Here is a 21,494-nt window from a genome sequence, read left to right on the forward strand (position 1 = left end):
GGGGCCTACGGCATCCTGTCGCCGAGCAGCGCCAGGTTCTCGATGGCGGCGAGCCCGTAGAGCGCGGTGTCGTTCGTGTACACCCAGTCGGCCTCGCTGCCCGGCACCAGGGTGACCGGACCGCTCAGCTTCGTGGTCTTCCAGGGCGATGACTCGGTGTAGCCGTCGGAGCTGTAGAACTTCGTCCACGCGCGCGTGGCGAGCTTCGCGTCACCGGTCTGCACGGCGGCGTACGCGTCCAGGCGCGAGTGGCCCTGGAAGAGCAGCAGGGAACCGAAGTCCGAGCCGTAGCGCGCCGCCTGTTCGGCCTTGGTGGCGTTGAAGTAGCGGCAGTAGTCGAGGTAGGCCTCCTTGAAGGCGGGCATGTCGACGAGGTCGATGAGCTCGGAGCACAGTTCGTTGAGGCCGAAGACCGCGGAGAGGTGCGAGACGCCGACCGCGGGCGCCGCGGCGACGGCGAACCTGCCCGTGTCGAGGTCGTACAGCCCGGTGCCCTGGACGAAGCCGTTCGGCTGGGCCGCGATGGTCTCCATCGTCGACAGCACGCGTGCCTTGGCCTTCTCCCACTTCGGGCCCTTGCGCTCCCACTCCGTCAGCCAGGCGGACACGAGTCCGCTCCAGTCCGTGCCGAAGCCGATGGACAGCGCGTGCCGGTCGGGTGTGTAGGGCTCGGTGCGGATCTTGCGGATCGGGTCGAGGACCAGGAACGTCTCGTCGGAGTCGACGTTGGCGTGCATGAGGTCGCCGACGCGTTCGTCCGCGGTGAGGAAGTAGTAGTAGCGCCGGTACGTGGTGTTGGCGATGCGCTGCTGTTTGGCGCTGTCGGCGTAGTGCTGGACGCCGTGCCGGGTGCCGAGGCCCGCCCACTGGCCGAGGTGGTAGACGTCGACCTCGCCGGTGTGCCGGGTCATCGCCTCGGCGAAGCGGAAGATGTCCGCGCGGCCGCTGCGGAGGTAGGCGAACCAGAGCCAGAGGTCCGGCGACAGCTCGGAGTTGTCCCAGGCGTAGCCGCCGACGTCGTAGCGCCACTGGTGCCTGACCGGGTCGTAGGAGTGCATGACGTCGCCGTAGTCCCAGAAGCCGTACCACCTGCGCATCTCCACCTGGTCCCGGTAGTAGGTGAAGAGGAAGTCGAGGTGGTCCTCGATCTTCGCCTTGGCGGGCGTGGAGCGGTCGGGCTCGGAGTAGAGGCCGGGGCCGAAGACCTTCGCCCCGATGAGCTGCTTGGGCGGTGCGGCCAGTTGCGGCAGCACCCGGACGGCCGCGACCTGTTCGGCGAGCCTGTCCGGCGCGGGTGTCGACCCGTTGGCCCAGAAGAGGAGTTCGGAGGTGCGGGCGATGCCGTACGGGGTGCCGAAGCCCGGCTCGTAGTCCTCGTAGGTGATGTTGAGGCCTTCGAGCTGTTCGGCGTACGTGTCCTGGCCCATGCCGTCGTGGTAGAAGCGCAGGTCCATGGGCTGTGCCTCGGGCGACCAGAGCCACAGGGTGACCTCGGCCTCGTCGGTGTGGGCGTCGCGGATGTCGAGCTGCGCGGGGTACTTCTCCCAGAAGTCCCTGAGGCCGAAGGAGAGTCCGCCGGTGGGTCCGCCGACGTAGCCGAAGCCGGAGGCACGCCGGCCGCCGCCCGCGCCGATCCAGCCGTGCCCCTTCTTCGTGCGCTTGCGCAGGGTGAAGCCGTCGGCGGACAGCTGGGCGAGGGTGTAGTCGCCCCATTCGGGGATGTACTGGAGCCGGGTCGTCACCCGCTGGTCCCAGGTGGAGGGGTCGGGCAGCTTCTGTCCCGCGAACTGGGCGGCCTGCACGGCGGCGCCCGGGTCGCGCCGCAGTCCCGTGACGCCCTTGACGGCCTCGCGCAGCAGACCGCTGTCGTCGCCGCCGATCCTGATGTGCCGGTCGTAGGCCGCGTCGCGCATCGGTACGCCGAAGCACACGCCCAGGCCGCGGATGAAGTCGCCGCTCGACTTCCCCGGTTCCTGCTTCCCGTCGAAGGTGACGGTGTGCACCATGCGGAAGGAGTCGGCGCCCGCGTAGAAGTACAGCCGGATCGAGAAGGGCAGCCAGCTCCGGTCGCCCTTGCGGTGCTTGCCGTCGATGCGGATCACGGCGCGCACCGGGCCGTCCTGCTCGACCTCGGTCCGCGAGATGGCGCTCTCGAAGCGCTCGTACTTCTCCGCGCCCTGGTCCTCGTCCTCGATCTCCGGCTGGCGGACGAGGACCAGGCGGCCGTTCCTGGCGATCTCCGTGGAGCCCCGGGTCACGGACCTGACCAGGACCGAGCCGCTCTTGCCGATCTTCGCGGCGATGACGCCGGTGGACACGTCGACGGTGGCGCCGTTCCTGTCGACGGTCACCTTGTTGTCGGGGGCGGCCGGTGCGCCGGCGGTGAGCGTGTACTTCCCGGCGTCGGAACTCACCGCGTGCGCGGTCCACTTGAGGGAGCCGTCCGGCCAGTAGGCGAGCGGCCAGGTCTGCACGGGGACGGCTTTGCCGTCGGCGTCCGTGAGCGCGAAGGTCTGGTCCTCCCGGTGGACTCCCTTCGGCCAGGGAACGCCGACGGTGGAGCCGGGGGCGGCGCCGAGGCCGCCGTCCTCCAGCCACTCCAGGGTGACGGGGTCCGTGCCGGTGGCCGCGGCCGCGGGCGCGGCCTGGGCGCCCTGGGTGCCCAGCGCCCAGCTGAACTGCGCGGCGGCGCCGGCGACGGCGGCCGCCTTGAGGAGGGATCTGCGGGGAAGGGGAGACATGGCCTTTCCTTTCCGAGCGGGGAAGTCAGGGGCATGACAGAGAGGCGCGGCGCCCTGGGCGCCGGCCTTGCGTGGGTTGCCCGGTGCCGTCGCGAGGCGCGGCACGGGGCGTCGGGCTTGCGTGACGTTCCCGGCGCCGTGGCGGGGCGCCGGCCTTGCGTGAGGTTCTCCGCGCCGTCGCGGGGTACCGGCGCTGCGTGCTGTTCCCGGCGCCGTGGCGGGGCGCCGGCCGTGCGTGCGGTTGTTCTCAGGGCCGTCGGTCAGCGGCGGAGCCGGTGTCGCTGCTCCACCGCGACGGCCGCCGCCGCGACGAACCCGAGCACGGGCACCGCGAGCGGCGCGACGAACCAGGCGGAGCAGGCCACCACGGCCAGTCCGCCGACGAGCAGGAAGGAACCGGCGGGATCGAGTACGGTGCGGCGGCCGGCGGCCGCGAGCAGCTCGCGCCAGGACGCCCCCGGTTCCCAGGACGCCGCCGCGCGCAGTCCGGCGACGGCACCCGCGATCAGGGCGAAGAGGCCGACGGCCCCGACGACCGGTCCGCCGGGCAGCCCGGCGCGCACGGCCTGGACGTCCACCCAGACCGCGGCCGCCCCGGCCCATCCGGCCAGACCGGCGATCCAGCCGCCCCGGACGGCAGCCCGGAAGTCGGCGGCGAACTCCCTCCATCCGCCGGCTCGGTGGGTCGTTCGCCGCCGCAGGTGCCGGGCCGCGGCCGCGAAGGCGGCGGGGTACGTCACCAGGGGCAGCGCGGCCACCGCGATCCACACTCCGGTGAGCAGGCACTCCGCGAAGACGGCGAAGCGTTCGGCGAGGACGGACTCCTTGGGCGTGCGCCCCGCGCGGGCCCCGGCCCGCGCCCGTGGCTGGGTGGTGGCCATGTCAGCCCTTCAGTCCGGACGTCGCCATGCCGTCGATCAGATACCGCTGGAAGGCCAGGAAGAAGAGGAGCACCGGCAGCAGCGCCACCAGCGACATCGCGATCATCCCGCCGTAGTTGGCGACGCCCTCCTGGTCGCGGAACATCATCATGCCCAGCGAGACCGTGTACTTGCTCGGTTCGTTGAGGTAGATCAGCGGGCCCATGAAGTCGTTCCAGGCGTTGATGAAGGTGAAGATCGCGCTGGTGATGAGCGCCGGGCGGCACAGCGGCAGCACGATCGACCAGTAGATCCGCAGGTGCCCGCAGCCGTCGAGCCGGGCCGCCTCGTCCAGTTCCCGGGGCAGGTTCCGCATGAACTGCACCATGAGGAAGACGAAGAACGCCTCGGTGGCCAGGTACTTGCCGATCAGCAGCGGCACGTAGGTGTTGACCAGCTCCATCTTCTGGAACATCACGTACTGCGGGATGAGCAGCACGTGGTACGGCAGCAGGAGCGTGCCGATCATCAGGGAGAACAGCAGGTTCCGGCCGGCGAACCGGATCTTGGCGAAGGCGTACGCCGTCAGCGAGCAGGAGATCAGGATGCCGACGACGGAACCGAGCGCGTAGAAGAGGGAGTTCTGGAAGAAGGTCGCGATGGAGATGTCGGCGATGCCGTCGGCCAGTCCCTTGAAATTGGTGAGGATGGGCCGGGTCGGGAGCAGGTCGAGGCTGCCGATGATCTCCCGGCCGGGCTTGAACGAGGCCCCGACGACCCAGACGACGGGATAGAGGACCACGGCGAGGACCAGCAGGGCACCGAGGTGCCAGGCGAGCGATCCGCCGTGCTTGCGTCCCGACCGCAGGGGCCCGCGCGCGGTGGTCGTGGTGGTGCTCATCGGGCGTCCTCCTCGTAGTGCACCCACCGTTTCTGCGACCAGAAGAGGACGGCCGTCACCAGCGCCACGGCCAGCAGCAGCATCCAGGCCATGGCGGACGCGAAGCCCATCTGGGACTCCTTGAAGCCCTTCTGGTACAGGTAGCAGGTGTAGACGAGCGTGGCGTCGGCCGGTCCGCAGGTGGCGTTGGAGACCACGTACGCCGAACCGAAGATCTGGAAGGAGTGGATGGTCTCCAGGAGCACGTTGAAGAACAGCACCGGCGAGATCATCGGCAGGGTGATGTTCCAGAAGCGGCGCAGCGGTCCCGCCCCGTCCACCTCGGCCGCCTCGTACAGTTCCTTCGGGACCTGCTTGAGCCCGGCGAGGAAGATCACCATGGGCGCGCCGAACTGCCAGACGGTCAGGGCGACCAGGCTGTAGAGGACCCAGTTCGGGTCACCGACCCAGCCGCCCGTGTGAAACCCGAGGAAGGACTGCGTGCGGTCCACGACGGCGTCGTCGGAGAACAGCGCGCGCCAGACGAAGCCGACGGAGACGCTCGCGCCGATCAGCGACGGGGCGTAGAACGCGGCGCGGTAGAAGGCCTGGCCGCGGCGGCTCTGCGCGAGCAGCAGGGCGACCCCGAGCGCGAGGAGCAGTTTGAGCGGGGTGCCGATGACGACGTACTTGGCCGTCACCTCCACGGACTTCTGCCACCGCGGGTCGTCGAACATCTTGGTGAAGTTGTCGAAGCCGATCCACCGCGGCGAATTGAAGAGGTTGTAGTCGGTGAACGCGAAGTAGAGGGACGCGGCCATCGGGCCGGCCGTCAGCAGCAGGAAGCCGGCGATCCACGGGGACATGAAGAGATAGCCGGCGAGGTTCTCCCGGCGGCCCCGCCGTTTTCCGGCGGCGGGGGCCGCGGGGCGCCTCTCCGGGGCGTCGGGCGGAGAGTCCTTGACGAGCGTCACGGCGGTTCCCATCAGGCGGCGAGGGCGGTCTTCGCCTCAGAGAAGAACTGCTTCACCGCGTCGGAGACCTTGGTCGTCCCCTGGGACATGTCGCCGCCGATGCGCAGGAACGCGGCCTCGACGGTGTCGGCCCCGGCCGGGTGCGGGGTGATGGCGCCGAGGACTCCGGCGCCGGCCACATCGGTCTCGTACTGCGCGATCGCCTTGTTGGGCGCGTCGGTCGGCTTGTACGCCTCGAACTGCTCGGTGGTGGCGAGGATGCCGCGGTCGTAGCCCATGATCCTGCCGACCTCGGGGTCGTGGACCATGAAGTCGATGAACTGTGCGACTTCCTTGGGGTGCTCGGTGCGCGCGGACGCGCTCAGCATCAGGGAGGCGAGGTACTGCCCGGTCTGCTTGCCGTCGGTCGTCGGGATCGGGGCGAGACCGTAGCTGCTGTCGCCCTCCGCCGTGTAACGGACCGTGAAGTTGTCCCAGGTGAACTCGGAGGCGGCGTGGCCCGCCGAGAGCGACGACTTCGGCTTGTCCTGCTCCACGCGCTTGGGGTCGGTGACGATGCCGGCCTTGACGCGGTTGTAGCCGTCCGTCCACCACTCCGTCAGATCGGCCTCGTCGAAACCGAGTCCGTCCTTGGTGAAGAACGCCTTGCCGTTCTGCCGGAGGTAGAGGTCGTAGAGGTACATGATGCTGAAGTAGCCGGTGTCGCCCGGCACTTTCTGGGTGTCGTGGATCTTCTTGAGCGCGGCGAAGTACTCGTCCCAGGTCCAGCCCTGCTTCGGCTTGATTCCCGCCTTCTCAAAAACCTTCTCGTCGACGACAAGTGACATGGTGTTGGATCCGACGGGAATGCCGAGCTGCTTTCCGTCGACCTGCCCGACCTTCTCGACTCCGGCACGGAAGTTGTCGAGGCTCAGATTTCCCGCGTCGATCTGCGACCTGAGGTCGAGCAGTACGCCCCTCTTGTCGTACTTCCGAAGAAATCCGACGGCGTTCTGGAAAACGTCCGGCGGATTCCCGCCCGCGGCCTGGGTCTGGAACTTCTCCCAGAACGCCACATAATCCTGGAAGTCCGTCTTCACCTTGATCTTCGGGTACTTCTTCTCGAAGAGCTTGATGGACTCGTTGATCCTCTTCGCCCGCTCGTCGGCGCCCCACCAGGCGTAGCGGATGGTGACCGTCCCGTCCCCGGCGCTGCCGCCGTCCCCGCCACAGCCCGTCGTGGCGGCCAGCCCCAGCGTGGCCAGCGAAGCTCCGGCCGCCTTGAGGACGGTCCGCCTCTCAACACTCCCGTTGTTTCCCACAGTCGGGCCTCCCCGCAGCGTCGTCTCCGCCTGCCTGAATCGTTTCAAGTAAGCGCTTGCTGGCACAAGGTACGGAGGGCTTCGGGGCGCGTCAATGATTCGGACAGGAATTGATGTGCCGCGGCCCTCCGGCTCGACGGCGGGCGTACCGGATCGGAGCACGAAGGGACACCTGGCCTCGCTGGTCGCACGCCCGCGGCCGACCCGTCGAACGCGACGGGACCGTGCGGCGGGTTGCGAACAACGCGTCGGGACCCGTGCGCCGGGTGGTGAACGGTGCCGAGCCCGGGGTAGGTCACGGAGGGGACTCACCGCCGCCGGAGGCGAGGAGGATGCCCGCCGCCCGAGGCGAGGAGGATGCTCAGCGTCGCCGGAGGCGAGTTCGTGCGGGGGCTCCCGCCGCCGCGGGGCGCTTCCCACGGAGCGGCGCGCTCGGATTCACCGAGGGGCGCCCACCGGCGCCGGACGTTTCACGGGCACTTCACCGGCTTCGGCAGCACGCCATCGGCAGGTCACTCGCAGACGCAGCCGGCGCTCCCGGCCGCGCCTCCCGCGGCTGCCTGCGGGCTGGGGGTACCGGCGAGCTCCTCACCGGCGCTCCGAAGGCACGTCCCGGTCACGTCGCTCCCGGCCGTCGGGCGCGGCCCTGAGGGGCGCACAGCGCCGCCGCGAGAACCCGGCCCGGCCCTGTCGGCGACCGGACCCCGAAGGGCGGCTCGGACAGACACTCGGCGGCGTCAGGGCCACGGAGAGCGACCCCAACCGCCCGGTGGCTGGATCCGAGCGGCCACGGCGCCCGCCCCGTCGAGCCCTCGGGTGCCGAGGCCGTCCGGCGACGGCCGACATGTCACTCCCCGTATGCCGATCAGGTGACGCGAAGGACTCCATGGAGGTGCCGGCAGGCGCGCTCATGAACCGGTCGGGCCGGCGCGCCGGCACCGCGGCGCGCACCTCGCCCCCCACCCCCGCCGACCGCCGACCATCTCCCCGCCGACTGCCCGCCCGTCCGCGTGAACGCCCAGGTGGCGAGGGACGCGCCCGGCGCGACGCAGGCGCACGGAAACGACGAAGGCGGCCGGGTCCACGTCGTGCGTGGACCCGGCCGCCTGTCGTACTGGTGGGCGATACTGGGTTCGAACCAGTGACCTCTTCGGTGTGAACGAAGCGCTCTCCCACTGAGCTAATCGCCCGGGCGCAGAGAGAACATTACCCCATGTCAGGGGGTGCCCCGACCAACGGCGAGGCGCCGGAACGACGTCCGGGCGGGCCTCGTCACTCCTTGATGTTCCAGGGCATCTCGATGCCGAACTTCCACACGTAGACGCCGACGAGCACGGCCACGATCACGAGCCCGACGGTCGTCAGGGTGATGTTGCGGCGCCGCACCTTCGGGTCGAGCGCGCGCTGTGTCGCCTCCGTGACCTTGCGCTTCGTCCAGCGGAGCACCAGCTGCGCCCAGACGAACTCGGTCGCCCAGATCGCCATGCCGCCGAAGATCACCAGCCAGCCCGGACCCGGCAGCGGAAGCATGATCACGCCCGCGACGACCACCGCGAGCCCGACCACGAAAACGCCGACCTGCCAGCTCAGGTGCAGTGCACGGCGCGCCTTGATGAATTCCGGCGCCCGCGAACCGAGCGGTCGCTCGGAGTTCTCCCCGTCGTCGGCCATGGCGATCCCGCCCGGCCCGTCACTCCCCGTATTCATACGGCCAAACCCTACCGGAGGGAAACCGGTCACCGGAATGGCCCTATCCGACGAACGCACTCTCGGCCGGATGAGTTACGTAAAGACACGCAAAACACTCAGAGGGGTTTACAACGGCACCGTAGGTGGCATGTCGATTTCGCCGACGTGCGAATCCCCGAGCGCACACTGAGCGAAAGGCCCTGGCGCTTATGAACACCACGGTCAGCTGCGAGCTGCACCTGCGCCTCGTTGTGTCGAGCGAGTCCTCACTGCCTGTACCCGCAGGACTGCGGTATGACACGGCCGATCCCTACGCCGTGCACGCAACCTTCCACACCGGAGCCGAGGAAACCGTCGAGTGGGTGTTCGCCCGCGACCTCCTCGCCGAGGGCCTGCACCGGCCCACCGGTACCGGCGACGTCCGAGTCTGGCCGTCCCGGAGCCATGGTCAGGGCGTCGTATGCATCGCCCTGAGCTCCCCGGAGGGCGAGGCCCTGCTCGAAGCCCCGGCGCGGGCCCTGGAGTCGTTCCTGAAGCGGACGGACGCCGCCGTGCCCCCGGGCACGGAGCACCGGCACTTCGATCTCGACACCGAGCTCTCCCACATCCTGGCGGAGAGCTGAGGAGGCCCCACAGAGCCGCCCGGCGCCGTCCACTCGGGGAGACGGCTCGGGCCTAGACAACCGCATAGGGCACACACCGGCGCCGTCGCCGTGGGACCACCACGGAGGCGGCGCCGGCGCGCGTCCACAGCCCTGCGTACCAGGCCCTCGCCACCCATCACCGCGCCGCACCACGCCGTGACACAGCGCGATCCGGGCTCCCGGCCGCACGACGCCCCCGCTTCCGGCCGATTCCCCCGCCCCCGACGCCCCGCGCCGACTCTCCCGCGCCGGAACGCACTACCATCGGCCTGCATCGGGCGGGCGCCAGCCCGACCCCCAGGCCAGGGAGCGAAACGTGCTGATCACCCACGACACCCGGTGCGCGCTCGACGCCGTGGTGGATCTGGTGAACTCCGCGCCGGACGACGAGACGACGGACACGCTCGCGGATGTCGCGTCCCTCACCGATTTCGTACGAAAGCACGAAATCAGTGATGTCGGGGTGTTGTCGGAGCACGACCTGACGGCCGTGCACAAGATCCGCGGCCGGTTCGCGGGGATCTTCGCCGCCGACGATCCGCGGACCGCCGCCGCGCTGATCAACGAACTGGTCGCCGCGGCAGGCACCACGCCCCGGCTGACCGATCACGACGGCTACGACTGGCATGTGCACTACTTCGCACCGGGCGCCTCGGTCGCCGACCATCTCGCGGCGGACTGCGGCATGGCGCTGGCCTTCTTCGTGGTCGCCGGGGAGCAGGAGCGGCTCCGCCGCTGCGAGGCCCCGGACTGCCGGCGCGCCTTCGTGGATCTCTCCCGCAACCGTTCGCGCCGCTACTGCGACAGCCGCACCTGCGGAAACCGTCTGCATGTGGCCGCCTACCGGGCGCGTCGCAAGGAAGCGGCGAGCTGACCGGCTGCTCACGCGCCACAGGTTCGTACGCAAGGGCGCGACGGCCCGTTTCGGACATGAGCGCGCCCCTGACAGCCGGGCTGCGGCAGGGATGGACTGACGGAGCCCTCGGCGGGTGGCGCCAGGGGCTCCGTGTACGGCTCAGAGCAGCAGCAGGTCGTGCAGCGAAGCCATGAGCAGCAAACAGCCGATCACCGCAAGGAAGATCATCAGCGGCGGCTGAGAGAGCGCGAAGAGACAACCGCGCCGCTCCTCGGGAGGAGCGACGGTGTCGCTCTGTGTTGTGTCCAGCATCTCGCGGCGATGATGACCCAGGCGGCACCCCTCGCGCGATCAACACGCCCGGAATGTACGGGAGTTCGCTGGATCATGTTACGAGCGGATCCGAACGTGATCGGTTCCGCGCCGGACGCGTGCCCCCTTGTGTCGTTTCAGTCGGTCATATGCCGTGCTTCTTGAGGATGGCTTCGATGTCGCTGAAGTCGTCCGACGAGGAGCCGGCGGCGGGTTTCGTCGCGGGACGGGAGGCCGGGCGGGTGCTCGGCGCCAGCGACGGCGCGGACGCCGCGGGGGCCACCGCGTCGCGCTGGGCTGCCTTGGCCGCCTTGCGCTCCTTCCGGGTCCCGCCGCCGCGCCGCTCCACGGCACGCGTGGTCATGAAGAGCAGCCACGAGACACCGAGCACGGCGAAGCCGGCCCACGCGGTCGGGCTGAACGCGGTGTCGGCCAGCCAGCCGACGACGCCCGTCATCACGAGCCCGAGCGGCACCAGCGAGTACGCGGCGATACGGGCGGCGGACAGGAAGCGCTTGCGATAGGCCGTGACCGCGGCGATGCCCAGGCCGGCCGCGGCGACGGCGGAACAGACGGTCTCGGCAATCATCCGGGCCTCCAGCTGGGCATGCGTGTCGGGCAATGCGGTTCGTCCCTTCCATCCTGCACCGCCCGGTGCCCGATATGCCATGGTCCGGGTACACCTCAGGGACATCTCCGGGTCGCGGTCCTCCCCAGGTCCCGGTCGGGGAGCCGTACGGGTGCGCGGGGTCCCGGTTGGGGCGACCCCGGCGGGGCTGGGAGACTGGCCGTCATGAACGACTCCTCCTCCGCGCGCCCCGTCGTCCTGGACGTCTGGTGCGAACTCCAGTGCCCCGACTGCCGCGGTGCCCTCGCCGACCTGCGCGCGCTGCGCGACCGCTACGGCGACCGCCTGGAGCTGCGGCTGCGGCACTTCCCCCTGGAGAAGCACAAGCACGCCTTCGCCGCGGCCCAGGCCGTCGAGGAGGCGACGGAGCAGGGCCGCTCCTGGGCGTACGTCGAGGCGGTGCTCGGCCGCGTCGAGGAGCTGGACCGCAAGGGAGAGCCCCTCCTGATCGAGGTCGCCCGGGAACTCGGCCTGGACGCCGAGGAGTTCGACACGGCGCTGATCGACGGCCGGCACATCCTGATCGTCGACGCCGACCAGGCCGAGGGCAAGGCGATCGGTGTCACGGGCACTCCCACGTACGTCATCGGCGGTGAGCGTCTCGACGGCGGCAAGAGCCAGGAGGGCCTGCGCGAACGCATCGAGGAGATCGCCGACCGTCTGCTGGCCGAGGAGCAGGCCTGACGCCGAAGGCCCGGCGAGGGCCCTGCCGGAGACCCCGACCGGGCGGGACACCGGGCCGGGCGGGTCCAAGCCCGTGGACGTGACGCGTCCACAGCCGGCCCTTGTGTCTACTGCGGGCCCCTGCACCTACAGCAGCCTCTTGTAGAGGTAGTGCGTCGTCGTCCCGTAGCCGAGTGACGCGTACAACCGCTCGGCCGGGGCGTTCCCCGCGAACACGTTGAGGGCGATCCGGCGGTCCCCCGCGGCCACCGCCTGGGCCTCGGCGAGAAGCATGAGCGTACGGCCGTGCCCCTGGCCGCGACGGGCCTCGTCGACCTCGACGTCGTAGACGAACGCGTTCCCGGCACGCCGGCCCAGCCAGAGGTTTCCGACCGGCTCGCCGTCGTGCTCCAGGACGCTGAGCCGCATGCCGTCGGTGGCGGTCCCCCGCGGCAGCAGCAGGTCGTGGTCCCGGTGGGCCTTGGCGTACGCCTCGCCCTCCGGCATGCCCCGCCGGATCCAGTCCTGCGCGTAGGCCTCCCGGCGTTCCCGGTCGCGGACCTCGTACTCGGCGGCCGTCATGGGGCGGCCGGCGCTCCCCGCGGGCAGTTCGGGCGGAGTGTCGCCGAGCGCCTTCTCCATGGTGCGATTGCGCGTGACGTACCCGAGCGCCCCGGCGAGCCGGAGCGCCGCCGCGGCGTCGCCGGGAACGGCCACCTCGATCTGCTCGCAGCCCCAGCCGCGCAGCACTTCCTCGGCGGCCAGCGCCGCCACGGTCCCCCGGCCGCGGCCACGGTCCGGCTCCTCGATGCGGAGGTCCTGGATCACGGCGACGGACGGCACGAGGGGGTCGGTCGCGAGGTGGATCGCCCCGACGGGACGACTGTTCACACACACGTTGTAGTGACGTGAACGCGTCCCGTCGGCGGAGCGCTGAAGCGGCTCGGTCGGCCGCAGGGTGGTCGTCATCACGGGTGTTCTACCCGTTGCCGCGACCGGGAGCAGCCGAATTTCCTCAGGCGGGGTCGAGGTCGTGCCCGGCCCGCTCGTCGAAGATCCGCATGGCCTTCGCGGTCACCGGCCCGGGGGCGCCCTGGAGTTCACGGCCGTCGACCCGGTGCACGCCCTGCACGTCGCGCAGGGTGGAGGTCAGGAAGACCTCGTCGGCGCGCTCCAGGACGTCCAGCGGCAGATCGGTCTCCTTGGCGCCGGTCCATTCGACGGTGAGCGCGCGGGTGATGCCGGCGAGGCAGCCGGAGGCGATCGGCGGGGTGTGGAGCTCACCGTCGAGGACGACGAAGACGTTCGAGCCGGTGCCCTCGCACAGCTGCCCCACCGTGTTGCCGAACAGCGCCTCGGTGGCGCCGTGTTCGCGGGCGCGGGCCAGCGCGACGACGTTCTCGGCGTAGGAGGTCGTCTTCAGGCCGGTGAGCGCGCCGCGCTCGTTACGGGTCCAGGGGACCGTGACGACGGCGGTGGTGTCGGGGCGCCGGGTGGACTCCCCCACGGCGACGACGAGGGTCGGGCCGTGCTCGCCCCGGTCCGAGCCGAGGGGGCCGTGCCCGCCGGTGTAGGTGATGCGCAGCCGGCCGAGCGGCATCGGGTTCGCGTCGAGGACCGCTTCGCAGGCGCGGCGCACCTCGTCGCGGTCGGGCTCGGGCAGGCCGAGGCCGTGTGCCGAACGGGCGAGCCGGTCGAGGTGGCGCGTGAGCGCGAACGGCCGCCCGTGGACCGCCTTCACGGTCTCGAAGATGCCGTCACCCACGGTCAGTCCGTGGTCGAAGACGGAGACGCGGGCGGACTCGGTGTCCTGCAGCCCGCCGTCGAGCCAGATCTTCACGAAAGGGTCCCTCCACTTGCCTCGTACTCACCCGACGCTACCGCGAGCAGGCGGGCGGCCTTCAGTTCGGTCTCCCGCCACTCCCCGTCGGGATCGGAGCCCCAGGTGATGCCCGCGCCGGTGCCGAACCGCAGGACACCTTCCTCCCGGTCGATCCAGAAGGTGCGGATGCCCACGGCGAGCTCGCCGGTGCCGCGGTCGGCGTCGACCCAGCCGATACCGCCGCAGTAGGGGCCCCGGGGCGCGGTCTCCAGGGAGTCGATGATCCGCAGGGCGCTCGACTTGGGGGCACCGGTGACCGAGCCGGGCGGGAACGCGGCGTCGAGGAGCTCCGGCCAGCCCGCGTCGTCGCGCAACTCGCCGTGCACGGTGGACACGAGGTGGACCAGCCCCGGGTGCTTCTCCACGACGCAGAGGTCGGGGACGCTCACGGTGCCGGTGGCGCAGACCCGGCCGATGTCGTTGCGGACGAGGTCCACGATCATCACGTTCTCGGCGTAGTCCTTCTCCAGGAGGTCCGCCTCGGTACGGCCGGTCCCCTTGATCGGGCCCGACTCGACGCTCCGGCCGCGGCGGCGCAGGAAGAGCTCGGGGGACGCCGTGGCGATCTCCACGCCGTGCGCGGGCAACCGGATCGTCCCGGCGTACGGGGCCGGGTTGCCGCGGGCCAGCAGTGCGGTGAGCGCGTCGACGTCGGCGTCGGGCGCGACGGGCGCGGTGAGCACCCGGCAGAGGTTCGCCTGATAGACCTCGCCGGCCGCTATGTGCTCGCGGATGCGGCGCACGCCCGCCGTGTACGCGGCGCGGTCGAGGGACGACGTCCAGTCACCGGCGGCGGGTCCCCGCCAGCGGCCCGGCACCGGGGCGGGTACCGGCTCCTCCCGTACGTCCCGGAAGCGGGCGCAGGTCAGGCGGCCTTCGAAGTCGGCCGAGACGGCCCAGAAACCGGTGGAGTCCAGGGCGGCGGGGTCGCTGGTGACGTCGATGAGACCGGTCGCGACGAGGCCGCCGAAGCGGGCGAGAGGAGGGAGGTCGAGCACGCTGACGAGTCTAGGGCGGGTGACCTGCGGGTGCCCTGACCATGTCCTCGGGCGGTCGGACCGCAGCACGCTGCACAAACGCGTTTTTGTGCTGGCCCGGGAATCCGCTAGAGTTCAACACGTCGCCGGGACGCGCAAGCGAAACGGAAACGACAAGCGGACGTAGCTCAGTTGGTAGAGCGCAACCTTGCCAAGGTTGAGGTCGCCAGTTCGAACCTGGTCGTCCGCTCGCAGGAAGTGGGGGATCGTCCCGAACCCCCGCACTCCTGGTGGAGTGGCCGAGAGGCGAGGCAACGGCCTGCAAAGCCGTCTACACGGGTTCAAATCCCGTCTCCACCTCCAAGGACGATTAGCTCAGCGGGAGAGCGCTTCCCTGACACGGAAGAGGTCACTGGTTCAATCCCAGTATCGTCCACTGGTCCGCAAGGATCCCCCGCGCGATTAGCTCAGCGGGAGAGCGCTTCCCTGACACGGAAGAGGTCACTGGTTCAATCCCAGTATCGCGCACGCAGTACCAGCAGCAAGCGTGGCTCCGGCCGCGTGACCTGCGCGATTAGCTCAGCGGGAGAGCGCTTCCCTGACACGGAAGAGGTCACTGGTTCAATCCCAGTATCGCGCACCAGCCGAAGCCCCCGGCCGTCTCGTACGGTCGGGGGCTTCGTCGTGCACGCACGGGGAGGGGCCCCTCGGCTCAGGGAGAGGGGCCCCTCCGCCGGCAGGTCTCCCGCGGCCCCGCGCGCGTCCCGGACGGGAGAGGCTCTCTCGTCCGGGGCGTGCGGGGCTCAGGAGACGGCAGGGGTTCAGGACGAGAAGAGCATGTGCCCGAAGCTCTTGTGGCGGTGGTGGCCGCCGTAGTGACCGCCGTGGCCGCCGTGCTGCGGGGCGCCCCAGGCGGGCGCGGGCGCGGACGGGTAGGCCTGTGGCGCGGCCGGCGGCGGTGCGGGCTGCGACCACTGCGCCTCCACGCGGGTCAGCGCCTCCAGCTCGCCGTAGTCGAGAAATATCCCGCGGCAACCGCTGCACTGCTCGATCTGGACGCCGTTGCGGTTGTACGTGTGCATCGGCGCGTGGCACTTCGGACACTGCATGCTCGGCTCAACTCCTCGCCGCTCGGTACTGCTTTCGCCAGGACAGACACCACCTGGCCTCGGTCGGTTGCACCTTACGACGCGAAACCGCATGCCAACTCGGGCGGGACGGTGCCCATTCGGTCACAGGCGTCGATCACCGCCTGCTGCACCTCGTCCAACGGCTGCCCCGCGGCCACCGATTTGGCGATCGCCAGGGCCGCCGTCTGCACGGTGAGCGCGCGGGCCGCGACGTCCAGGGCGGGCCACGGATCGCCGTCCGCGGGGACGGCCGGGCCGCCGTGCCGCCGGTAGGCGGCCAGGAAGCGGAGCCACTCGTCGGGCGGCAGCAGGCCGCAGGCGTACCAGGCGGCCGGTCGGGCCAGATCCCAGGCCGGGACGCCCACGCCCAGGTCGTCGACGTCGATGAGCAGCCAGGGTCCGGCGGGCGCGGGCCCGCGCACGAGCTGGCCCAGGTGCAGGTCTCCGTGGCACAGGGTCGTCGTGTCCGGCATGGGGGCCTCGGCGCGGGCCCAGCCGGGCAGGGTGGCCCAGGCCCGCAGGACCGTCGCGGCGGCCGGGTGCGGGCCGGCCGCCGCGAGCCGCGCGAGCGCGCGGGCCGCCTTCGCGGGGCCCCGCATCGGCGGCAGCCCCGCGGGGGCCGCGGCCCGGTGCAGGCGTGCCAGGAGGGCACCCACCGCCTCCCAGGGGGCGGCTTCGGGCGTCTCGGGGTCCACCGGGGTGCCGTACGGCCAGAGGGTCACCGCGCGGTCGTGCACGCGGGCCGGCGCCGGCGACAGCGGGGGGAGGAGGACGTCCGGGAGTGCGCCGGCCACGGAGACGCGGAGGGCGAGCTCTTCGGGGTCGGTCCCCGGGGCGTGGGCCTTGGCCACGGTGTCGCCGTGCCGGACGACGGTGCCGTCGTCACGGTCCGCGAGAACCGTGTCGGTGACCTCGCAGGAGCAGTCCTGGGCACCAGGGTGTGCCGCACGGCGCGCGTGTGCGGCGAGCCCGGTGGGCAGAGCGTCTGTGGTCACGGATCCCCCCTGGCTGGTGCGACTCCGCCGCCGAGCGTACGCAGTCGTCGTGCGGGCGGTCGCACCGCACCGGTCGCACGGCCCGTCCGGTGGGCCGGCGCGAGCGCCACGCGCTCCGCTCAGGCCGGTCCCCCCGGCGGAGGAGCGTTCGTCGGTGAGCAGGGCGGCGGGCCGGGTGAGGGCCAGGGGATGTCGTTCGGCTCAGGCCTCGGCGTCCGGCGCGGAAGGGACTCGTCGCGCACCGCCCGGGCGCTGGGCGAAGAACGCACCGGCCGGGCGCTGGGAAAGAACGCGCCGCCCGGGCGCAGGGAAAGAAAATGCCCGCGCAGCTCCCCAGCTGCGCGGGCATTTGTGCCGTCCGCCGCACCCCCGTCCCCACGGGGTTTCATGGCCGGATGTCCCCGCCCGGACCGCTCTTCCGGGCCTGGGGCGCCGCTCAGCGCCCCAGCATCACGCCCACGGACGACGCCTGTGTGACCACTGCGTCCCAGCCGCCGAAGACGACCACGAGCAGGGCCGCCAGAGGAAGGACCATCGCTGTCGCCACCAGCGGGTGGCGGCGGCCCTGGCGGCTGTCGCCGAACGCCGCGGCGTACGCCTTGCGTCCCTGCGTGCGGATCGCTGTCCGCGGTGCCGTGTGGGCCATGGTCCCTCTCCTGACCGAATTTCTGTTGTGCTTGGCAGCGGCGGGCGTCTGACCTCGGGGGACGAGTGCTGCACCCGCCGCTTGACCTCAAATCTAGGGGCGCGGCACCCAGGGGTCGTCATGCCTTCGTACCGATTGCCGGGCCTCCCGGAGGATGAGCGATGACCTGCGGTGTACTCCCCAGGGTGGAGATGAGGACCTAGGACTCAGGGTCTTCCCCGAGGGGACGTCCGGTCTGCCCCGACTGTTCCGAGCTGTCCTCCCTGGGGACCGGCTGCTCCACCAGAGCCAGCACCCGGGTCGCCATGAAGCGGGCGGTACGCACCACCGATCCGCTTCGGGTGACTTCGCTCACTTCCACCACACCTCGGCGTACCGCCGTCTCCACCCGGCGGCCCGCCCTGCTCGCCACCACCTCGTACGTACGCGTCGTGTCACCGGCGTCCACGACTATCTCCACACGGTCACCCTTCACGGGCCCAATCCCCCTTCTGCGACGGACGGTTGGGATCACGGGCAGCCCAAAGCGGTGCTGCCCGCAAGCTCCCTGACCACCCTTCAAGTTTCCCACCCGGCACTGACAATCGATCGGGCCGAGAGGGCGCGGCCTCTGCGCGCACCCGGCCGCGGAAACGTAAGCTGTGGCTCGTCAAACGGACAGGGCAGCGGGGATGGACATGGCGATGATGCGCCTGAGGCGCGAGGACCCGCGTGTCGTCGGCTCGTTCAGGCTTCACAGGCGGCTCGGCGCGGGCGGGATGGGCGTTGTCTACCTGGGCTCCGACCGGCGTGGCCAGCGGGTCGCACTGAAGGTGATCCGGCCGGATCTGGCGGAGGACCAGGAGTTCCGGTCGCGTTTCGCCCGCGAGGTCTCGGCGGCCCGGCGCATCAGGGGCGGCTGTACGGCACGGCTCGTCGCCGCCGACCTGGAGGCGGACCGCCCCTGGTTCGCCACCCAGTACGTGCCCGGCCCCTCGCTGCACGACAAGGTCGCCGAAGAGGGCCCGATGGCGGCCGCGGACGTCGCCGCCGTGGGCGCCGCGCTGTCCGAGGGTCTCGTCGCCGTGCACGAGGCCGGTGTCGTGCACCGCGACCTCAAGCCGTCCAACATCCTGCTGTCCCCGAAGGGGCCGCGGATCATCGATTTCGGCATCGCCTGGGCGACGGGCGCCAGCACGCTCACGCACGTCGGCACGGCGGTCGGGTCCCCCGGTTTCCTCGCCCCCGAACAGGTGCGCGGCGCCGCGGTCACCCCGGCCACCGACGTCTTCGCGCTGGGCGCCACCCTGGCCTACGCCGCGACCTCCGACTCACCCTTCGGTCACGGCAGTTCCGAAGTGATGCTCTACCGGGTGGTGCACGAGGAGCCCCATCTCCAGGGTGTCCCGGACGCCTTGGCCCCGCTGGTCAGGGCCTGTCTGGCGAAGGACCCCGAGGAGCGGCCCAGCACGCTCCAACTGTCCCTGCGGCTCAAGGAGATCGCGGCCCGCGAGGCCCAGGGGATGCCGGACGCGCGGCCGCCCGCGCCCCGCACGGACCCCGACCGGCCGACCGGCCGCCTGGCGGAGCAGTACGCCGAGCAGCGCACCCAGCGCCGTACACAGGGCACTCCCCCGCCGCGCACCGGTGGCACGAACGGCGGCTCCCGGTCGGGCGCGCGGCCGACGCCCGTGCGGAACACCGGCCGCTCGGGGGCCAGGCCCGGCCCGCGCAGCGGTGCCGGGCGCCCCGCGCCCCGGACCACCGGCACCGGCAGGCGGCCCGCCAACCCGCGGCTGCTGCGCCAGCGGCTGTTCGTGTTCGTCGTCGTGACCCTGCTCGTGGCGCTGGGCATCGCGGCGGCGCAGGGCTGCCAGGGGCCCGCCCGGGGCCTGGACGGCGACGGCGGGCGCAAGGACGTACGGCAGGAGCAGGCGTCACCCCCGGCACTGTCCGCCACAGGGGCCACGGCCGAGCGGTACCACGAGGGCGTCTGACCGGTGCGGCGCGCTGTCGAGGAGTGACGGCGGGCCGCACCACGGTCAGGCGCGAACGTCCGGTGGGTCCGAGGGCGTCAGACCTGGGGGCGGCCCGTGGCCACCGCGTAGAAGGCGACGGCCGCCGCGGCGCCCACGTTGAGGGAGTCGACGCCGTGGGCCATCGGGATGCGGACCCACTCGTCGGCGGCCATCAGGGCCTTCGTGGACAGTCCGTCGCCCTCCGCGCCGAGCATCAGGGCGACCCGGTCCATACGGTGGGGGGCGGCCTCGTCGAGGGACCTGGCCTTCTCGTCCGGGGTGAGCGCGAGCAGCGTGAAGCCCGCGTCGCGCACCGTCTCCAGACCCTTGGGCCAGGAGTCGAGGCGGGCGTACGGGACGGAGAAGACGGCACCCATCGAGACCTTCACGGACCGCCGGTACAGCGGGTCCGCGCAGTCCGGCGAGAGCAGGACCGCGTCCATGCCGAGGGCGGCGGCGGAGCGGAAGATCGCGCCGATGTTGGTGTGGTCGTTGACCGACTCCATGACGACGACGCGGCGCGCCGACCGGAGCAGTTCCTCGGCCGTCGGCAGCGGCTTGCGCTGCATGGAGGCGAGCGCGCCGCGGTGCACGTGGTAGCCGGTGACCTGCTCGGCGAGCTCCGGGCTGACCGCGTACACGGGTGCCGGGAGCTCGTCGATGACGTCGCGCATGACGTCGACCCACTTCGCGGACAGGAGCATCGAGCGCATCTCGTACCCGGCGTCCTTGGCCCGTCTGATGACCTTCTCGCCCTCGGCGATGAACAGACCTTCCGCGGGTTCGCGCTTGCGGCGCAGCTCCACGTCCGTGAGGCCCGTGTAGTCGCTCAGACGCGGGTCGTCGGGGTTCTCGACGGTGATGAGATCGGCCACAGGGTGATACTGCCTTGTCCTGGGTTCGGTGCCAACGGCTGGGAACGGGTTGGGTTACCCGTGGTTACTCGGATGTCTTCGGGGAGCTCTGCACGCCCACGTTCACGACCTCTCCGACGACGATCACCGCCGGGGGCTTCACGTCCTGCTCGCGGACGGTCTCGGCGACGGTGGCCAGGGTCGCGTCGACGCGGCGCTGCGCGGCGGTCGTGCCCTCCTGGACCAGGGCGACGGGGGTGTCGGCCGGCTTGCCGTGCGCGACGAGGGTCTCGGCGATCCGGCCGATCTTGTCGACACCCATGAGGATCACGAGGGTGCCGGTCAGCTTGGCCAGGGACGGCCAGTCGACCAGGGAGCGCTCGTCGTCGGGGGCCACATGCCCGCTGACCACGGTGAACTCGTGGGCGACACCGCGGTGCGTGACGGGGATGCCGGCCGCGCCCGGCACCGAGATCGAGCTGGAGATGCCGGGGACGACCGTGCAGGCGATGCCTTCCTCGGCCAGCGCCTGCGCCTCCTCCATTCCGCGGCCGAAGACGAACGGGTCACCGCCCTTGAGCCGGACCACGGACTTGCCCTGCTTGGCGTGCTCGATCAGCGCGTTGTTGATCGCCTCCTGCGCCATGTAGCGGCCGTAGGGGATCTTCGCAGCGTCGATCACCTCGACGTGCGGCGGAAGTTCGGCGAGCAGGTCGCGGGGGCCCAGCCGGTCCGCGATGACCACATCGGCCTCGGCGAGCAGCCGACGGCCGCGGACGGTGATCAGGTCCGGGTCGCCGGGGCCGCCGCCGACCAGGGCCACGCCCGGCGTGCGGGTCCGGTGGTGCGGCGCGACCAGGGTGCCGTCGCGCAGGCCCTCGACCACGGCGTCCCGGATCGCGGCGGTGTGGCGGGGGTCGCGGCCCCGGGCGTCCGTCGTGAGGACGGCGACCGTGACGCCTTCGCTGTGGCCCGTCGCCGGGGTCCAGGCGGTCGCCGCGTCCGCGTCGTCCGAGCGGACGCACCACACGCGGTGCCGCTCGGCCTCGGCCGAGGCGGCCGTGTTCGCCCCGTGGTCGCTCGTGGCGATCAGCGCGTACCAGGCGTCGGCGAGGTCGCCGTCCTCGTACGGTCGCCGCGTCCACGCGATCTCGCCCGCGTCGGCCATCGCCTCGACGGACGGGGTCGCCTGCGGGGACACGAGATGGACGTCCGCGCCTGCCGCGATGAGCGCCGGGAGACGGCGTTGGGCCACCTGACCGCCGCCGAGGACGACTACGCGGCGGCCGGCGAGGCGGAGGCCTACGGGGTAGGCGGGGTGTTCGGCCATGGGAGGTGCGGCTCCTCGTGCAGAGCGGTGCGGGGTGAGGCCGCTGCGGCGTTGGAGTGGCCCCTGACGTGCGGATTTTATGGTGCGGGCCGGTGAGCGGCGGGGGCGGGTGGGATTTTTCACCTGCCCCGCCGC

The 21,494-nt window shown here is 71.5% G+C and carries 21 protein-coding genes and 6 tRNA genes; 9 read left to right on the plus strand and 18 right to left on the minus strand.

Annotated features, from left to right (window positions below):
• Positions 1–5: 5 nt before the first annotated feature.
• The 7 genes from ACZ4IF_RS20025 to ACZ4IF_RS20055 form a co-directional block, all read right to left on the minus strand.
• Positions 6–2,741, minus strand: coding sequence for an exo-rhamnogalacturonan lyase family protein (locus ACZ4IF_RS20025; protein WP_467564566.1), 2,736 nt, complete (start codon positions 2,739–2,741; stop codon positions 6–8).
• A gap of 260 nt (positions 2,742–3,001) precedes the next feature.
• Positions 3,002–3,622, minus strand: coding sequence for a hypothetical protein (locus tag ACZ4IF_RS20030; protein ID WP_467564568.1), 621 nt, complete (start codon positions 3,620–3,622; stop codon positions 3,002–3,004).
• 1 nt (position 3,623) lies between these two features.
• The gene (locus tag ACZ4IF_RS20035; RefSeq protein WP_467564570.1) at positions 3,624–4,502 is read right to left on the minus strand and encodes a carbohydrate ABC transporter permease; all 879 of its coding nucleotides are present in this window, start codon (positions 4,500–4,502) and stop codon (positions 3,624–3,626) included.
• The gene (locus tag ACZ4IF_RS20040) at positions 4,499–5,467 is read right to left on the minus strand and encodes a carbohydrate ABC transporter permease (protein ID WP_467564572.1); all 969 of its coding nucleotides are present in this window, start codon (positions 5,465–5,467) and stop codon (positions 4,499–4,501) included. Before ACZ4IF_RS20040 ends, ACZ4IF_RS20035 begins: the two co-directional genes overlap by 4 nt.
• On the minus strand, positions 5,467–6,756 hold the full coding sequence (locus tag ACZ4IF_RS20045) for an ABC transporter substrate-binding protein (protein ID WP_467564574.1): 1,290 nt from the start codon (positions 6,754–6,756) through the stop codon (positions 5,467–5,469). The genes ACZ4IF_RS20040 and ACZ4IF_RS20045 overlap by 1 nt, the downstream gene beginning before the upstream one ends.
• Positions 6,757–7,871: 1,115 nt before the next feature.
• Positions 7,872–7,946, minus strand: a tRNA-Val gene (locus ACZ4IF_RS20050).
• 82 nt (positions 7,947–8,028) lie between these two features.
• Positions 8,029–8,463, minus strand: a complete 435-nt coding sequence (locus tag ACZ4IF_RS20055; protein ID WP_467564576.1) for a TIGR02611 family protein — start codon at positions 8,461–8,463, stop codon at positions 8,029–8,031.
• A gap of 191 nt (positions 8,464–8,654) precedes the next feature.
• Here ACZ4IF_RS20055 and ACZ4IF_RS20060 point away from each other — a divergent pair, with 191 nt between their 5' ends.
• Complete coding sequence (locus tag ACZ4IF_RS20060) at positions 8,655–9,068, plus strand: SsgA family sporulation/cell division regulator (RefSeq protein WP_003959770.1); 414 nt, start codon at positions 8,655–8,657, stop codon at positions 9,066–9,068.
• A 337-nt stretch (positions 9,069–9,405) separates the two neighbouring features.
• The gene (locus ACZ4IF_RS20065) at positions 9,406–9,963 is read left to right on the plus strand and encodes a CGNR zinc finger domain-containing protein (protein WP_467564578.1); all 558 of its coding nucleotides are present in this window, start codon (positions 9,406–9,408) and stop codon (positions 9,961–9,963) included.
• Between the two features lie 141 nt (positions 9,964–10,104).
• Here the strand turns inward: ACZ4IF_RS20065 and ACZ4IF_RS20070 are convergent, their stop codons facing one another.
• Both ACZ4IF_RS20070 and ACZ4IF_RS20075 read right to left on the minus strand, forming a co-directional pair.
• Positions 10,105–10,257, minus strand: a complete 153-nt coding sequence (locus tag ACZ4IF_RS20070; protein WP_190034526.1) for a hypothetical protein — start codon at positions 10,255–10,257, stop codon at positions 10,105–10,107.
• 145 nt (positions 10,258–10,402) lie between these two features.
• Positions 10,403–10,846, minus strand: coding sequence for a hypothetical protein (locus tag ACZ4IF_RS20075; RefSeq protein WP_467564813.1), 444 nt, complete (start codon positions 10,844–10,846; stop codon positions 10,403–10,405).
• 204 nt (positions 10,847–11,050) lie between these two features.
• Between ACZ4IF_RS20075 and ACZ4IF_RS20080 the strand changes: the two genes are divergently transcribed.
• A complete protein-coding gene (locus ACZ4IF_RS20080; RefSeq protein ID WP_467564581.1) occupies positions 11,051–11,569 on the plus strand; it encodes a DsbA family protein in 519 nt (172 codons plus the stop codon).
• Between the two features lie 126 nt (positions 11,570–11,695).
• Here the strand turns inward: ACZ4IF_RS20080 and ACZ4IF_RS20085 are convergent, their stop codons facing one another.
• From ACZ4IF_RS20085 to ACZ4IF_RS20095, 3 genes are read right to left on the minus strand one after another with little or no spacing between them, the layout of a single operon-like run.
• Entirely contained in the window at positions 11,696–12,517 is an 822-nt protein-coding gene (locus tag ACZ4IF_RS20085) for a GNAT family N-acetyltransferase (RefSeq protein WP_467564583.1), read from the minus strand.
• 46 nt (positions 12,518–12,563) lie between these two features.
• Positions 12,564–13,388: an aminotransferase class IV gene (locus ACZ4IF_RS20090; RefSeq protein WP_467564585.1), complete on the minus strand. Its 825-nt coding sequence runs from the start codon at positions 13,386–13,388 to the stop codon at positions 12,564–12,566.
• A complete protein-coding gene (locus tag ACZ4IF_RS20095) occupies positions 13,385–14,428 on the minus strand; it encodes a chorismate-binding protein (protein ID WP_467564587.1) in 1,044 nt (347 codons plus the stop codon). The genes ACZ4IF_RS20090 and ACZ4IF_RS20095 overlap by 4 nt, the downstream gene beginning before the upstream one ends.
• A gap of 156 nt (positions 14,429–14,584) precedes the next feature.
• Between ACZ4IF_RS20095 and ACZ4IF_RS20100 the strand changes: the two genes are divergently transcribed.
• The 5 genes from ACZ4IF_RS20100 (at position 14,585) to ACZ4IF_RS20120 (ending at position 15,050) form a co-directional block, all read left to right on the plus strand.
• Positions 14,585–14,657: transfer RNA gene (locus tag ACZ4IF_RS20100), tRNA-Gly, on the plus strand.
• Between the two features lie 39 nt (positions 14,658–14,696).
• Positions 14,697–14,770, plus strand: a tRNA-Cys gene (locus ACZ4IF_RS20105).
• 1 nt (position 14,771) lies between these two features.
• Positions 14,772–14,843: transfer RNA gene (locus tag ACZ4IF_RS20110), tRNA-Val, on the plus strand.
• Positions 14,844–14,863: 20 nt separating this feature from the next.
• Positions 14,864–14,935, plus strand: a tRNA-Val gene (locus ACZ4IF_RS20115).
• A 40-nt stretch (positions 14,936–14,975) separates the two neighbouring features.
• Positions 14,976–15,050: transfer RNA gene (locus ACZ4IF_RS20120), tRNA-Val, on the plus strand.
• Between the two features lie 178 nt (positions 15,051–15,228).
• Here the strand turns inward: ACZ4IF_RS20120 and ACZ4IF_RS20125 are convergent.
• The 4 genes from ACZ4IF_RS20125 to ACZ4IF_RS20140 form a co-directional block, all read right to left on the minus strand.
• Complete coding sequence (locus tag ACZ4IF_RS20125) at positions 15,229–15,516, minus strand: TFIIB-type zinc ribbon-containing protein (protein WP_028801517.1); 288 nt, start codon at positions 15,514–15,516, stop codon at positions 15,229–15,231.
• 74 nt (positions 15,517–15,590) lie between these two features.
• Complete coding sequence (locus ACZ4IF_RS20130) at positions 15,591–16,532, minus strand: phosphotransferase enzyme family protein (RefSeq protein WP_467564589.1); 942 nt, start codon at positions 16,530–16,532, stop codon at positions 15,591–15,593.
• Positions 16,533–16,968: 436 nt separating this feature from the next.
• On the minus strand, positions 16,969–17,178 hold the full coding sequence (locus ACZ4IF_RS20135; protein ID WP_028801519.1) for a hypothetical protein: 210 nt from the start codon (positions 17,176–17,178) through the stop codon (positions 16,969–16,971).
• Positions 17,179–17,377: 199 nt separating this feature from the next.
• Entirely contained in the window at positions 17,378–17,653 is a 276-nt protein-coding gene (locus ACZ4IF_RS20140) for a hypothetical protein (protein ID WP_028801520.1), read from the minus strand.
• 196 nt (positions 17,654–17,849) lie between these two features.
• On the opposite strand from ACZ4IF_RS20140, the gene ACZ4IF_RS20145 reads away from it, so the two are divergent.
• On the plus strand, positions 17,850–19,154 hold the full coding sequence (locus tag ACZ4IF_RS20145) for a serine/threonine-protein kinase (RefSeq protein WP_467564592.1): 1,305 nt from the start codon (positions 17,850–17,852) through the stop codon (positions 19,152–19,154).
• Positions 19,155–19,231: 77 nt separating this feature from the next.
• Here the strand turns inward: ACZ4IF_RS20145 and ACZ4IF_RS20150 are convergent, their stop codons facing one another.
• The gene (locus ACZ4IF_RS20150) at positions 19,232–20,050 is read right to left on the minus strand and encodes a TrmH family RNA methyltransferase (RefSeq protein WP_467564594.1); all 819 of its coding nucleotides are present in this window, start codon (positions 20,048–20,050) and stop codon (positions 19,232–19,234) included.
• A 64-nt stretch (positions 20,051–20,114) separates the two neighbouring features.
• Positions 20,115–21,359, minus strand: a complete 1,245-nt coding sequence (cobA, locus tag ACZ4IF_RS20155; RefSeq protein ID WP_359503733.1) for a uroporphyrinogen-III C-methyltransferase — start codon at positions 21,357–21,359, stop codon at positions 20,115–20,117.
• Positions 21,360–21,494 lie beyond the last annotated feature (135 nt).

The organism is Streptomyces sp. NPDC025784 (genome assembly GCF_055558435.1).

What these genes read in the sequence shown, in the direction of transcription:
- ACZ4IF_RS20145 (WP_467564592.1), top strand. Translation starts at nt 17,850, where the DNA reads ATGGACATGGCGATGATGCGCCTGAGGCGCGAGGACCCGCGTGTCGTC.
- ACZ4IF_RS20135 (WP_028801519.1), bottom strand. Translation starts at nt 17,178, where the DNA reads ATGGCCCACACGGCACCGCGGACAGCGATCCGCACGCAGGGACGCAAG.
- ACZ4IF_RS20075 (WP_467564813.1), bottom strand. Translation starts at nt 10,846, where the DNA reads ATGATTGCCGAGACCGTCTGTTCCGCCGTCGCCGCGGCCGGCCTGGGC.
- ACZ4IF_RS20030 (WP_467564568.1), bottom strand. Translation starts at nt 3,622, where the DNA reads ATGGCCACCACCCAGCCACGGGCGCGGGCCGGGGCCCGCGCGGGGCGC.
- ACZ4IF_RS20040 (WP_467564572.1), bottom strand. Translation starts at nt 5,467, where the DNA reads ATGGGAACCGCCGTGACGCTCGTCAAGGACTCTCCGCCCGACGCCCCG.
- ACZ4IF_RS20125 (WP_028801517.1), bottom strand. Translation starts at nt 15,516, where the DNA reads ATGCAGTGTCCGAAGTGCCACGCGCCGATGCACACGTACAACCGCAAC.
- ACZ4IF_RS20035 (WP_467564570.1), bottom strand. Translation starts at nt 4,502, where the DNA reads ATGAGCACCACCACGACCACCGCGCGCGGGCCCCTGCGGTCGGGACGC.
- ACZ4IF_RS20085 (WP_467564583.1), bottom strand. Translation starts at nt 12,517, where the DNA reads ATGACGACCACCCTGCGGCCGACCGAGCCGCTTCAGCGCTCCGCCGAC.
- ACZ4IF_RS20080 (WP_467564581.1), top strand. Translation starts at nt 11,051, where the DNA reads ATGAACGACTCCTCCTCCGCGCGCCCCGTCGTCCTGGACGTCTGGTGC.
- ACZ4IF_RS20060 (WP_003959770.1), top strand. Translation starts at nt 8,655, where the DNA reads ATGAACACCACGGTCAGCTGCGAGCTGCACCTGCGCCTCGTTGTGTCG.
- ACZ4IF_RS20055 (WP_467564576.1), bottom strand. Translation starts at nt 8,463, where the DNA reads ATGAATACGGGGAGTGACGGGCCGGGCGGGATCGCCATGGCCGACGAC.
- ACZ4IF_RS20025 (WP_467564566.1), bottom strand. Translation starts at nt 2,741, where the DNA reads ATGTCTCCCCTTCCCCGCAGATCCCTCCTCAAGGCGGCCGCCGTCGCC.
- cobA (WP_359503733.1), bottom strand. Translation starts at nt 21,359, where the DNA reads ATGGCCGAACACCCCGCCTACCCCGTAGGCCTCCGCCTCGCCGGCCGC.
- ACZ4IF_RS20070 (WP_190034526.1), bottom strand. Translation starts at nt 10,257, where the DNA reads ATGCTGGACACAACACAGAGCGACACCGTCGCTCCTCCCGAGGAGCGG.